Annotated in this window: 14 protein-coding genes and 1 tRNA gene; 1 reads left to right on the plus strand and 14 read right to left on the minus strand. The window is 42.8% G+C overall.

Annotated features, from left to right (window positions below; genetic code table 11):
* Positions 1-37 precede the first annotated feature (37 nt).
* From ACQRCC_RS05085 to dapB, 9 genes are all read right to left on the minus strand, one after another.
* Positions 38-2,098, minus strand: a complete 2,061-nt coding sequence (locus ACQRCC_RS05085; protein ID WP_427849723.1) for a response regulator — start codon at positions 2,096-2,098, stop codon at positions 38-40.
* A gap of 20 nt (positions 2,099-2,118) precedes the next feature.
* The gene (locus tag ACQRCC_RS05090; protein WP_427849724.1) at positions 2,119-2,649 is read right to left on the minus strand and encodes an isochorismatase family protein; all 531 of its coding nucleotides are present in this window, start codon (positions 2,647-2,649) and stop codon (positions 2,119-2,121) included.
* Between the two features lie 7 nt (positions 2,650-2,656).
* Positions 2,657-3,409 (minus strand): exodeoxyribonuclease III, encoded by a 753-nt coding sequence (gene xth / locus ACQRCC_RS05095; RefSeq protein WP_427849725.1) that lies wholly within the window; start codon positions 3,407-3,409, stop codon positions 2,657-2,659.
* A 33-nt stretch (positions 3,410-3,442) separates the two neighbouring features.
* Positions 3,443-4,177: a tRNA pseudouridine(38-40) synthase TruA gene (truA, locus tag ACQRCC_RS05100; protein WP_427849726.1), complete on the minus strand. Its 735-nt coding sequence runs from the start codon at positions 4,175-4,177 to the stop codon at positions 3,443-3,445.
* A gap of 188 nt (positions 4,178-4,365) precedes the next feature.
* Complete coding sequence (gene nrdR / locus ACQRCC_RS05105; RefSeq protein WP_427849727.1) at positions 4,366-4,818, minus strand: transcriptional regulator NrdR; 453 nt, start codon at positions 4,816-4,818, stop codon at positions 4,366-4,368.
* Between the two features lie 146 nt (positions 4,819-4,964).
* Positions 4,965-5,210 (minus strand): PRC-barrel domain-containing protein, encoded by a 246-nt coding sequence (locus ACQRCC_RS05110; protein ID WP_427849728.1) that lies wholly within the window; start codon positions 5,208-5,210, stop codon positions 4,965-4,967.
* Positions 5,211-5,260: 50 nt separating this feature from the next.
* Positions 5,261-5,446 carry a ferredoxin gene (locus ACQRCC_RS05115; RefSeq protein ID WP_427849729.1) on the minus strand — a complete coding sequence of 62 codons (186 nt, stop codon included), beginning with the start codon at positions 5,444-5,446 and terminating at the stop codon, positions 5,261-5,263.
* Between the two features lie 80 nt (positions 5,447-5,526).
* Positions 5,527-6,456: a carbamate kinase gene (arcC, locus tag ACQRCC_RS05120; RefSeq protein ID WP_427849730.1), complete on the minus strand. Its 930-nt coding sequence runs from the start codon at positions 6,454-6,456 to the stop codon at positions 5,527-5,529.
* Positions 6,457-6,502: 46 nt separating this feature from the next.
* Entirely contained in the window at positions 6,503-7,300 is a 798-nt protein-coding gene (gene dapB, locus ACQRCC_RS05125) for a 4-hydroxy-tetrahydrodipicolinate reductase (protein ID WP_427849731.1), read from the minus strand.
* Between the two features lie 167 nt (positions 7,301-7,467).
* Here dapB and ACQRCC_RS05130 point away from each other — a divergent pair.
* Positions 7,468-7,542: transfer RNA gene (locus ACQRCC_RS05130), tRNA-Pro, on the plus strand.
* Positions 7,543-7,583: 41 nt separating this feature from the next.
* Here ACQRCC_RS05130 and ACQRCC_RS05135 read toward each other — a convergent pair.
* From ACQRCC_RS05135 to ACQRCC_RS05155, 5 genes are all read right to left on the minus strand, one after another.
* The gene (locus ACQRCC_RS05135) at positions 7,584-9,419 is read right to left on the minus strand and encodes an amylosucrase (protein ID WP_427849732.1); all 1,836 of its coding nucleotides are present in this window, start codon (positions 9,417-9,419) and stop codon (positions 7,584-7,586) included.
* Positions 9,420-9,453: 34 nt separating this feature from the next.
* Complete coding sequence (locus ACQRCC_RS05140) at positions 9,454-10,419, minus strand: carbohydrate kinase family protein (protein ID WP_427849733.1); 966 nt, start codon at positions 10,417-10,419, stop codon at positions 9,454-9,456.
* 33 nt (positions 10,420-10,452) lie between these two features.
* Positions 10,453-11,760, minus strand: a complete 1,308-nt coding sequence (locus ACQRCC_RS05145) for a glycoside hydrolase family 32 protein (RefSeq protein ID WP_427849734.1) — start codon at positions 11,758-11,760, stop codon at positions 10,453-10,455.
* A 61-nt stretch (positions 11,761-11,821) separates the two neighbouring features.
* Complete coding sequence (locus ACQRCC_RS05150; RefSeq protein WP_427849735.1) at positions 11,822-12,682, minus strand: carbohydrate ABC transporter permease; 861 nt, start codon at positions 12,680-12,682, stop codon at positions 11,822-11,824.
* Positions 12,682-13,554: a carbohydrate ABC transporter permease gene (locus tag ACQRCC_RS05155; RefSeq protein WP_427849736.1), complete on the minus strand. Its 873-nt coding sequence runs from the start codon at positions 13,552-13,554 to the stop codon at positions 12,682-12,684. Before ACQRCC_RS05155 ends, ACQRCC_RS05150 begins: the two co-directional genes overlap by 1 nt.
* Positions 13,555-13,570 lie beyond the last annotated feature (16 nt).

Here is a 13,570-nt window from a genome sequence, read left to right on the forward strand (position 1 = left end):
CGGCTCACATGAGTCACATCCTCCCCTTCATGATTCATTATTGAAATATATCCTTCAACATCTCCATCAGTTTTGGAATTTCAACCGGCTTGGCAATATGTCCGTTCATACCTGCCGCCGCTGCGTTCTTTTTATCTTCTGCAAATGCATTTGCAGTCATGGCAACAATCGGTGTCTCGGCAAGAATTTGATTATCCAAAGCCCGTATTGCCATCGTTGCCTCATATCCATTCATATTCGGCATCTGTACATCCATAAAAATTAAATCGTATCTGTCTTCAACTGATGCTTTCACTTTTTCCACAGCCTGAACTCCATCCTCTGCAATATCTACTCTGAATCCCATGTCTTCAAAAATGTATAATGCAATTTCCCGGTTCAGTTCATTATCCTCAACCAGAAGAATATGCTTACCGGAAAAATCATCCACATGCATATTCTGTTCAACAGGAATTTCCTGTTCTGAGGTCATCTTTTGTTCATCTATCTCCAATTTAAATGTGAGCGTATACGCAGTTCCCTTGCCTTTCTCACTGTCACAGGCAATCTCACCTCCAAGCATATCTATAAGTCTCTTGACGATAGGAAGACCAAGACCCGTTCCTTCGATTCCGGATACTTTATTGTCTTCCTCCCTCTCGAACAATTCAAACTGAATATTCTTAAATTCCTCGCTCATGCCAATGCCATTATCCTTTATGAATATTTCATATTCACCAAACCGCTCTTCGACAGATTCCTTTTGTCTGATTTCAAAAGACACTCTTCCTCCTTCCGGAGTAAATTTCTGAGCATTCGATAATAGGTTTACACATATCTCTCTCATATGCTGCATATCGCAAATCACATGAGATTCCTGTATATCTGTTAAAATTTCGAAATGAATCCCCTTTGCAGCCATAGACTGTTCAAAAAGAAGCCCCATCACCTGACTAAGCTCGTACAAATCTGCGCTGATCATCATCGGTTTCATAGCGCCGCTTTCTATTCTTGAAATGTTTAGGACCTCATTGATCAGATCTAACAGTTCCTTTCCCGCAATCTTAACTTTTTCAAGACTATCCTTCACTTTTTCCCGATTTGACAGATTCTCCTCAGCAATTTTTGTAAAACCAAGAATTGCATTCATTGGAGTACGGATATCATGACTCATATTAAACAGAAATCTTGTTTTTGCCTCGTTAGCAGACTTTGCCTCGGCTGCCGCTTTTTCAAGTTCTTCTTTATGTATCTTTTCCTGATATTGCCTGAAAGCATACTGCCAATAACCCATAGCTATTAACAGGGAGATCAAAATAATCCCCACAACACTCATTACCATTTGCCTGGAAGTAATCCAGCCTTCCTCCGGCATAATTTCAAAATACCAGGTATCATTAGGTACTTCACACACTACCTGAAGAGCCTGATTCATTTCCTGTTCTTCGCACTGGGCTATGATCACTTTCTCTTCTGTAGAAGGACTGACATGCCAAATCTGATAATGGTAACCGGAACTTTCCATTTTTTCCAGATGAACTTCTTCAAGGAAGGCATCCCAATTCAGAACCAGAACAGAAAATCCCCAGAATTGTTCCGTTCCACTCTCATCTTTCACATAGATTGGATCGAGTAAAAGCGCACCCATTCCTCCCTGCGCCAGTTCAAAAGGTCCGGCAATCGTATATTGTCCGCTTGTCGCAGCAAGAGTAGCTTCTTTTTCTCTTGCAGGGTTTTCCATCAGATTCAGGCCAATGGCTTCTTTATTCCCTTCTATTGGATATGCATCTGATATAATCCCATCCCGGGCATACTCAATTGCCTCTATTACCCCTTCATTATCCATCATACGTTCAGACATAATTCCGAAATCTCTGCTACTCATCTCATATCCGTTTTCCACAAAGCTCTTCAATATGTCAGATACTACCAGATAGTTATTAATCTGTGCTTCCACCCTTCTTATGGAAGACTCAGCCGTATATTGAGCCTGTGCCTTTTTCTCCTGCACATTAAACTGCACAATATAATATGCAAATCCTGAAGAAAGCAACAGGCAGACTATGAACACAGTTACTGTCCTGAAAAGAATACCTCTATCCATTTTTTGTTCTTTCAATTCGGGCAGCCTCCAATCCCTTATTTCACCAGCCTTTGAATCTTCTTACTTTCTGCCGTTCCCGCTTCTCCCAGAAGCTCAAATAATAAAGCCTCACAGGTAGTCACTACTGCTCCTTCCTGTATTGCACGCTGCACTGCCATCTCCCGGTCAAATGCCTTTCTGCTGGAAATACAGTCTGTCACCAGCACCGGAATATATCCTGCAGACTTCAGATCAATCACCGTCTGAAGCACACAGATATGCGCCTCCACGCCACAGACGATCACATACTTCTTCGCGTGAATCTTTTCCTCTACTACATCACACGCACTGAACCGGATTTTCTCCACATACTCCGGGCTTCCAATAGCTTCCACAATCTCCTGGACCGTCTTTCCCAGCCCTTTCGTATATTGCTGAGTTACTACTATCGGAACTCCCAATTCCCGGAGTCCTGCAAGCAAAATACCGGAATTTTCTATCAGCTCCGTCTTCCTGTCCATCACCGGCACCAGCCGTTCCTGATAATCAATGGCAAGCGCTATCGCCTGTTCCCTCTCAATCCTCATACCATATTTACTCCATCTCTAATACAACCGGACAATGGTCAGACCCCATCACATCCGTCAGAATTTTCGCATCTTTCAATCTATCTTTCAGGCATTCAGACACACAGAAATAGTCAATACGCCACCCCGCATTCTTTGCCCGTGCACTGAAACGGTATGACCACCAGGAATAAATCCCCTCCTGATCCGGATAAAAATAACGAAATGTATCCACAAACCCTGCATCCAGAAGTGTACTGAATTTTTCTCTTTCTTCATCTGTAAATCCTGCATTTTTCCGATTCGTCTTTGGATTCTTCAGATCAATCTCTTTATGAGCCACGTTCAGGTCTCCACAGAATATCACCGGTTTTGTCTCTTCCAGTTTCTTCAGATAAGACAGAAAATCCTGTTCCCACCGCATGCGATACGGCAGCCTTGCCAGCTCGTTCTGAGAATTCGGAGTATACACCGTAATAAAATAATACTCCGGAAATTCCAGGGTAATCACCCGTCCTTCCTGATCATGTTCTTCTATACCCATACCATATGTCACCTTAACAGGCTCCTCTTTTGAAAATATTGCTGTTCCGGAATACCCCTTCCTCACTGCATAATTCCAATACTGATGATACCCCGGAGTATCCAGTGTAAGCTGTCCCTCCTGCATCTTCGTCTCCTGCAAACAGAAGATATCCGCATCCGCCTCATTAAAGAAATCCATAAATCCCTTCTGCACACAGGCACGGATTCCATTTACATTCCATGAAATAAACTTCATCACTCATCCTCCAAATAATTCTGTAATCTTCCTCTAATAATAAACTTTCCTAAGGAACAACCCCCGTGCAGGCGCCAGAAATCCTGCCAGACTTCTGTCCTCAGAAGCAATCACCACCGGAAGCTTGGACGCATCCCGCTTCCCGGCTCCTATCTCAATCAGTGTTCCGGTCATAATCCGCACCATGTGGTACAAAAATCCGGAACCATAATAAGTAATACGAATTTTATCTCCGGATTTTACAATCTTAATATTATAAATTCTACGTACCGTGTCATTCGTTTCTTTATTATCAGTAAATGCAGAAAAATCTTTTACTCCAATCAGATATTTTACCGCATCCCTCATAGCTTCAATATCCAGCTCCGCCGGATAATGATAGCAATATCTCCTGGAAAATACGTCCGGTTTTTCCCTGCAGTCAATATAATATTCATACTTCTTGCCCTTTGCACTCTTACGTGCATGGAAATTACTCCTCACCAGCTCCACCTGCAGGATACGGATATCCTCCGGCAGACACCGGTTCAAAGCATCTTTCAGATCATCTACATCATAAAGCTTGGAAAGCTTCACATTTGCCACCTGTCCTCTGGCATGAACACCACTGTCCGTTCTTCCCGAGCCATCCACCTGAACCCGATATCCTACCAGCCGGCCAATACTCCATTCCAGAATATGCTGAATCGTATTGTCAGTAGTTGCCTGCCGCTGCCATCCCTGATAGCGGCTGCCGTCATAAGCAATCGTTAATTTATAATTCCTCATTTATATTCACCCTATCTACAACCAACCATTAAAAAGCCATAAAACTATTTCAAAATCTATAACTGAAAAAGAAGAAGCATACCTGCTTCTTCCCTTATATTAGCACTTTCCAGTTTTCTTCGCAATTAACTTCTGCACATTCACAGCATTTTCACATTTACACTTTTGTTGCGCTTTCAGTCTGAAATCTATCTGTCCATCATCTTCTTAATCTCTGCCATAAATGTACTGACATCTTTGAATTCCCGATACACAGAGGCGAACCTTACATAGGCAACTTCATCCAGATTCTTCAATTCGTCCATCACTATTTCCCCAATGGTACTGCTGGGAATTTCCTTCTCCTCCAGCCTGAAAATCTTTGTCTCAATACGCTCCACAGCCTTCTGAATCTCGCCTGTTGGAACCGGACGTTTATAACATGCACGGATCACACCATTCTCAATCTTATCTCTGTTATACTGTTCTCTCGTATTGTCCTTCTTAATAATTGTAAGAGGAATTGTCTCAACCTTCTCGTAGGTCGTGAACCGCTTTCCACAGACATCACAGGAACGTCTTCTTCGAATGGAATTACCATCCTCTGCGGGTCTGGAATCGATTACTCTGGTATCCGGGTGGCTGCAATATGGGCATTTCATCTTAGTCTCCATCCTTTCCTCTGTCCGCTCCGAGAGCGGCCCTGTATCTTAATCCACAATCAAATGGACTTCTATATTTATATATAGTATATCGTTCAAAAAGCCTGTTGTCAAAGCATTTGTACCCATATGCGTCACTTTTACGTTTACTTTCCATCCTCTTCATGAATTTCAACAAGAATAATATCCGGACCTATTTTTCTAATACAGGAAAAGGGAATAATATATTCCCCGCCCTCACCAAACAGACAGCACCATTTTCCTGATTTGGGAATGATAATTGCCTCAATACATCCCTTGCATTCATCAAAAATCAAATCGGTGACGGAACCCAGCTTTTTGCAGTCACAGGTGTTAATTACTTCTTTATCCTGAAACTCACTCAGTTTCATACTACCACCTCTTACTGCATTATATGCCAGACCCGTCACCTTTGTTCTGTCTATTCTTCAATATCAATCACTGACACCGGACAGTTATCTCTCGCTTCCACTGCAGATTCTTCATCCTCTGCAGACACACCGGCATATGCCTCTGCAACCCCGTCGTCATTAAAACGGAATACCTCCGGACACATTTCCACACAGGCTCCGCATGAGATACATCCATCGTTCACTCTTGCTTTCATAAAATCGGTTCCTCCTTCTCATGATATGCACAACATGCACATGTTCCAGTATTCCCCGACTTTGCAAAAATATACTTTCCCTAACGGATTACCGTTCCGGTCTTCCCTTTGATACCCTCTTTCAGCTTATCAAAGGAAGTGATCAGTGCACTCCTTCCCTCCCGTTTCTCTATAAATTCCACGGACGCACGGAATTTGGGAAGCATATTATATATGCCAAAATGGCCTTCCTCCATATACTGTTTTGCCTGCTCCACCGTAATCTCTCCAAGTTTAGCTTCATCCGGCTTTCCAAGATTAATGCATACCTTCTCCACACTGGTCAGAATAATCAGTTCATCTGCATTAATCTCCTCTGCAAGCTTTCCGGCTGCCAGATCCTTTTCTATAACAGCACTGGCTCCCTTCAGATGATTATCCTGGACAAGAACCGGAATACCACCTCCGCCACAGGCAATTACTATCTGATCAGCCTCAACCAGTGCACGGATTGCTTCTATTTCTACAATATTCACCGGATTCGGTGCAGACACGACACGACGGAAGCCCTTACCAGGCTCCTCAACCACATAATTTCCTTTCTTACGCTCCTGATTAGCCTCCTCGGCAGACATATATCGTCCCAGGACTTTAGTCGGTGTATAAAAGGCTTCATCATAAGGATCCACCGTCACCTGAGTAAGAATTGTACTTACTGTACGGAAAATACCACGATCCAGAAGTTCTTCTCTGATTGCATTCTGCAGGTCATATCCAATATATCCCTGGCTCATCGCAGAACATACCGACATAGGTGCTGCCGTATAATCCTGATGAACCTTACCAAACTCATTCATTGCAGTATGGATCATACCCACCTGTGGTGCATTACTGTGAGTAATAACCACCTGATATCCTTCCTCAATCAGATCTGCGATAGATTTGGCAGACCGCTTAACCGCCTCCTTCTGTTCCGGCAGTGTTGTGCCTAATGCCCGATGTCCCAATGCTACTACCACTCTTTTTTTCATAATTGTTTTCCTTTCCTTATTAATTTATCTCGTCATCATATAAGAACTATAAATTCAATACATCCTGGATGGTATAAAATCCCGGTCCTTTTCCCTCCAGATAGGCCGCACAGTCACATGCTCCTCTTGCAAAACATTCCCAGTTATAAGAATGATGGGTAATCTCCAGACGTTCACCCATAAATCCAAAATACACACTGTGACTGCTTGGAATATTACCCGCTCTCAGGGAATGATAACCAATCGTTCCTTTCTGTCTCGGACACTCTCCCTCTCTTCCGTAAACTGCAATGTCAGAAAGTTCTTTTCCCATGGCATGAGCCATAATCTCTCCCATTTCTCTGGATGTACCGCTTGGCGCATCCTTCTTCCACTGGTCATGCATCTCCAGAATCTCAATATCCGCCTCATCACCCACAGCCTTTGTCACAATCTCCAGAAGCTTATTCATAATATTCACCAGTTTGGAAGTATTGGCAGCGTACAGCATTGGTATCTCATTCGCCGCATCTCTGAATTTCTGAAATTCCTCCGGTGAAAATCCTGTCGTTCCACATACCAGCGCCTTCTTATGGGCGATAGCCATCTTCAGAACCTCCATAGCCATCTCTCTGGTAGAAAAGTCAATGATTACATCGCACTGATCGATCACAGATTCCAGATCATCTACCACCGGAACCCCAAGGTCGTATCCTACAAGCGCTGCCTGTCCCAGATCTTTTCCTATGTAATCTCTGCCTTTTGGCGCCACGCCTGCCACCAGTTCCATATCATCTCTGGATGCTGCAATCTGAGTAATCAGCTTTCCCATCTTTCCTCTTGGTCCTACTACAATTGCTTTCATATACCATACTCCTTCCACATAAGAATTCATACATATTTTTCTTATAAGCATAGATTTAGGTTTATTTTAACACAAGATGGAATATAATAGGATAAATAATGTGTAGATTTCATATATTTTATTTTTCTATTGCATTCTTCGACACATTTCGTATATAATAGACCCATCGGGGTATGGCTCAGTTTGGTTAGAGCGCACGGCTGGGGGCCGTGAGGTCGCAGGTTCGAATCCTGTTACCCCGACTAAAAAAGGACTATCATAATACTGATAGTCCTTTTTATTGTTATTTACTTTTTATCCAGTAAAAGCCATGTCCCGGCACCACAGGATTCTCAACCTTGATTTCCTTCCCTGTCATAAGGTCCACATAAGCGCCTTCTTCTTTCATCCACGCCGTTCTCTCCCCGGCGCTGAAATTAAAGATTCCAAAGAATCTTTCACCATCCTTTTCTCTCATAATACAAAGGACAGCATCATCGTGAACATCATAAGTATATACGTTAGCCGATGCATCGAAGACAGATTCCCTCCGGCGTATTTTCTCAAGTTTATCAAGCGCTCCGAAAATACTCTCCTGCACACTGCCTTCCTCTTCACACTTTTCTGCCAGCTCCCAGTGGAATTTTCCGCGGTGAATATAACGGGAATCGACGCATTTATCGGGATCATCTTTGTATGAGTAATCGTTGACCTGACCGATTTCATCTCCACTGTACAACATCGGAATACCTGACTGTGCCAGCATACATGCATGAAGCATGATATCCGCACGGATCGCATTCTCCATCTTTTTCGAATCGCCCTCAAATCCGGCGCTTTCCACACCACACATGGATGCTGTTGTTCCGCAGAATCTTGCATCCTGAGTTACAGGATCATCATTATACAGCTCTCCCCGGCTCACACTGCCTGCAATCCTGCCTGTGAAATAATCGTTCAGGAATCTCTTATGAGGTACCTCCTGCATTCCCCACTGCCTGAGGGCCGGATAATCCAGTCCCCATCCTATGTCATCATGACAGCGCAGATAATTTAAGAAAGTATACTCCCGGGGCAGGCTGTTCACAATGTCCATCTGTTTTTTCAAAAGTCTGATATCTTCCATCGCCACACAGTTCCAGGTAGTAGCCATTGTTGTCACATTATAAAGCATATGACATTCCGGCTTCTCCACCGTTCCGAAGTACGGGGCAACCTTTTCCGGCTCCATAACCACTTCTCCTAAAAGGACGACACCCGGACAGACAATCTCTCCTATCATGCGCATCATACGTACAATGTTGTGAACCTGTGGGAGATTCCTGCAGCATGTTCCCATTTCCTTCCAGATATAAGGAACTGCATCGATTCGGATAACATCCATGCCCTGGTTTGCAAAATAGAGGAAATTATACATCATCTCATTAAAAACGCGCGGATTGCTGTAGTTCAGATCCCACTGATAGGGATAAAATGTAGTCATAACATAATGCCCCGCATCCTGCAGATACGTAAAATTGCCCGGTGCCGTGGTGGGAAATACCTGAGGCACGGTTTCCTCATATCGTCTGGGGATTTCGTAATTATCGTAGAAAAAATACCTGCTCATGTATTCTCCCTCGCCCCGTCTGGCGCGGACTGCCCACTCATGATCCTCCGAGGTATGGTTCATAACAAAATCCATGCACAGATTCATTCCTCGTTCATGACAGTCATCTGCCAGTTCTGCCAGTTCATCCATAGTGCCCAGATCCGGCCGGACTTTACGAAAATCTGCCACAGCGTAGCCTCCGTCAGAACGCCCCTTTGGAGAATCCAGAAACGGCATCAAATGAATACAATTTACATTACATTTTTCAAGATAGGACAGTTTTTTCTGAACTCCTTTCAGATTCCCCGCAAAATTATCAATATACAGCATCATTCCCAGCATATCATTCTTGCGGAACCAGTCAGGATGATTTTCACGGACTCTGTCTCTTTTCTTAAGCTGCTGTCTGCGTTTCCGGTAATACTCATACATCTGGTCACATAACTCCGCAAACATATCCCCATTTTGATATAATTCCATATACAGCCATCTTAATTCATCATGGTGCCTTTCTAATCTTTGTTGAAAAATTTCTTCTGTTCCTGACATTGGTATATTTATCCTCCTGCTGTTTTATTAATCTTTACTTTCTCTCCTCTATTAATGCTCTGATTTCCTCAACTGTGGGCATTACCTTTAACGCGCCCTTCCTGGTTGTAATAATCGATGCTCCTGCATTTGCAAAAATAAGCATTTCTTTCAAATTCTCTTCCGTCAGATCCTCCAGCCCATGTTCCAGAATATAGTTCAAAGCACACCCTTCAAATGTATCTCCGGCTCCCGTTGTCTCAATCGTGTTTTTCTGTGGAAATGAAGGAGCCGCTGCCATTTTATCTTTATAATATGCCCTGCTTCCTTCTTTCCCCAACGTAACCAGTATCAGGGAAATTTTATAGCGCTCCCGAAGAATTTGCACGCCCTCAGAATAATCCCGTGTTCCCGTCATAAATTCCAGTTCGTTATCTGATATTTTCAGAATATCGCATTTGGAAAGTCCATATTCTATTTCCCTTCTCGCATCCTCCAGAGTTTCCCACAATGGCTCCCGCAAATTGGGATCAAAGGAAATGAGAAGTCCCTGTTCCTTTGCCACATCTATCGCATACCTGGTTGCCTCACGCACTCCCTCATGAGTAGAAGAAAGTGTTCCAAAATGAAATATCTTCCCTTCTCTAATGACTTCTTCTCTGACCTCTTCTTTTCTAAGCATCATGTCCGCTCCCGGATTTCGGTAAAAACTGAAATCACGATCTCCATCGGGCAATGTATGCACAAATGCAAGTGTTGTATGTACCTTTTCATCCACTACCAGATTAGTCACATCTGTTCCACTTTCCCTGACCGTTTTCGTGAGCATCTGCCCGAAGGAATCCTTTCCCACCTTTCCGATAAATGCCGTTTTCCTGCCCAGATTATTCAGCATTGCCAGTACATTGCAGGGTGCTCCTCCAGGATTTGCTTCCAGTAGAGGATTTCCCTGTATGCTTTCTCCATTTTCTGTAAAATCAATCAACAGTTCACCTAACGCCACTACATCAAATATCTTCATGCTGCCTCCTCATAAACAACCGCGATTTGCCGGTTATTCTATTGTAAATATTTCCACCATACATTCTGCAAAAATTTCTTTTTTCAATCCATAGACAATATTGCTGATAACATACTCTCCATTATTTACAAATACTTCAATCAGATTATCGTCCACATAAACATCCAGGCTATATCCCTCTTTTACTTCCGGAGTGAAAAACTGCATCCTGTAATTGCCACAGTCACAGAATACTTCGCTTCTGTCCGTGCAGATCCGATCCCCTTTTCTGAAGATTTTATAACCTCCGATGTTTACAGTTTCTCCATCTTTCAGATCAAAACTCACTCTATATCCCGCTTTTCCTGCTTCCTGAGGAGATTCTATACGACGACAGAACTGTCTTCCCACATTCGGATGGGGACGGAAGTAAATGTGTCCGTCCTCCACTTCTACAACTCTTGGAATGCAGAACATGCCATTCCATTTTCCGTCTACCGCTTCCGGCATACGCATCCAGGCAATAACCGTTCGTCTTCCTTCCTCATCCAGCGTACTCTGAGGCGCGTACAGATCCTGCCCATAATCCAGAAACTGATATTCTCCCGACAGGTTCATCGTACAGGTTTCCTCATCAAACGCTACATTCATACAAATGGATTGTTCTGCATAGCGTTTTCCGTCATTGATAAATCCCATCGGTGAGAACAAAAGTACTTTACCACCTTCTGTCTCAAAATAGTCCGGGCATTCCCACATATTTCCCAATCCTTCTTTTTCGACACTGTTCACCATTGTCCATTCGGAGAGATCTTCACTTTTGAAGAAGAGCAGTTTTCCATTCCCGGTTTCAGACTTACTGCCCAGCACCATATACCAGGCATCTTTCCCACGCCATACTTTCGGATCTCTGGTGTGTGCCCTGTCTCCGATTTTTTTATCTGTAATCGGGGGAATAATTAGCTTTTTCCCGTTAAAATTGTCAAACTGAAAACCATCATCCGATACCATCATCAACTGGGAAGACTCAAACTTATCATCCAGACACAGATGTATATCATCCGGATCCGGTTTATTATAATGAACTCCTGTAAAATAAATATACATGTGTCCATCATGCTCCAGCGCACTACCCGAAAAACATCCGTTCTGATCTTCATATTTTGTCGGAAAAAGTGCAATTCCTTTATGCTCCCAGTTAACCAGATCTTTGCTCACCGCATGACCCCAATGCATGGTTCCCCATCTTGGAGCATACGGGAAATGCTGATAAAACAGATGATAATTTCCGTTATAATAAATAAATCCATTCGGGTCATTTATCCAATTTCCCGGTGCTTTTAAATGTATCATATCTTTCATATCTACTGCATCCTTTTCTCAAATCAGCCAAAGGAGGGTTGGAATCCCCTCCTTATGATCTTTATTTTACCGCACCTGCAACAACACCGCCGATAATCTGTTTCTGAAGCACAACATACAGAATCAGTATTGGTATTACGCACAGTAAAAGTCCGGCCATGATCGTACCATAATCTGCAGAATATGTACCGTAAAAACTATAAGTAGAAAGCGGCAATGTCAGAAGCTTCTTATCTGTCAGTACCAGTGACGGCAACAGGAAGTCATTCCAGAATGCCAGTGAATTCAGAATTACCATCGTTGAAATAATCGGTTTTAACAATGGCAGCACAATTCTGAAAAATGTCTGTGAATGTGTACATCCATCAATATATGCCGCCTCTTCCAGCGCGATTGGAACATTTCCTTTTATAAATCCGTGGAACATGAACACAGACATAGCCATGGAAAAGCCAGTATGCATAAAAATCAGTGTCAGTCTGTGATTCAGCACATTCAGCATACCTCCGTAAATACTTACCAGAGGGATCATGATTGCCTGGAACGGGATAATCATGGATGCTACCATCAGTGCAAATGTAATTTTAGATATTTTATTATTATGTCTTACAATGTAGTAAGCAAGCATTGCTGCAAGTAATGTTACCAGCACAGTTGCAGAAACGGTTACAATCAGAGAATTCTTAAATGCATTCAGAAAATCCATCTGAGTAAATGCTTTTACAAAGTTGTCAAAAGACAGGCCCTTGATCGTAAATAACCATGAAAACGGGCTTTTAATGATATCTCTTTTCTGTTTCAAAGAGTTGATGACTACCATCAGAAACGGAAACATGTATGCGATAAATACGATCACCAGTCCCGCCATTGCAAGCATATTTGCTGCTTTTCTTTTATTTCCGCCAATTGTCGTCTGTTTCATTATGCTTCCACCTCCTGTTTCTTTGTCAGATATACCTGAAGACCACTAATACATGCAACAACGATAAATAAGATAAGTGCTTCCGCCTGACCCACACCAAATTGTCTGGATGTAAATGCCTTCTCATACACATGCATTGCTGCCATTTCCGTGGATCCGTAAGGACCTCCTGCCGTCAGGGAAAGGTTTACATCGTATACCATAAATGCACGAGACAATGTAAGGAAAAGACAGATGGTCACAGATGACATCATCAGCGGCATTACGATATTTTTCAGTTTTACCCATCCGGATGCCCCATCAATACTTGCAGCTTCCATAACATCTTCACTCAATCCCATAAATCCGGCCACATAGATAAGGATCATATACCCGGATAACTGCCACACAGATACCAGTACCATAGCCGCAAATGCTTTCTCCGGTCCTGATAACCAGGAAGCCTCAAAAAGACTCCATCCGGTAGACTCTCCGATATTTACGAATACTCTGGAGAATACGAACTGCCAGATATATCCAAGTACGATACCTCCGATAAGGTTCGGTGTGAAGAATCCTGCTCTGAAGAAATTCTGTCCCTTGATTCCTCTGGTCAACAGATATGCAATTGCAAATGCAATCACATTTACCAGAATCACGACTACGATTACATACTTAAATGTTAATCCAAGGGATACCCAGAACTGTTTATCATGCATAACACCTGCAAAATTCTTAAGTCCGATAAAATTCTTATCCTTTGTCACACCATTCCAATCGGTCAGTGTCAGATAAATACCATAGATAAACGGTATTACTACAACTGCAAAGAAACAGAACATTCCCGGCAATGCAAACCCGCAAAAATCTTTTCCACTGTTTTTTGATTTCATAATTTTGTCCCTCTTT

It is taken from the genome of Sporofaciens sp. SGI.106 (genome assembly GCF_050314255.1).
GTDB lineage: Bacteria > Bacillota > Clostridia > Lachnospirales > Lachnospiraceae > Claveliimonas.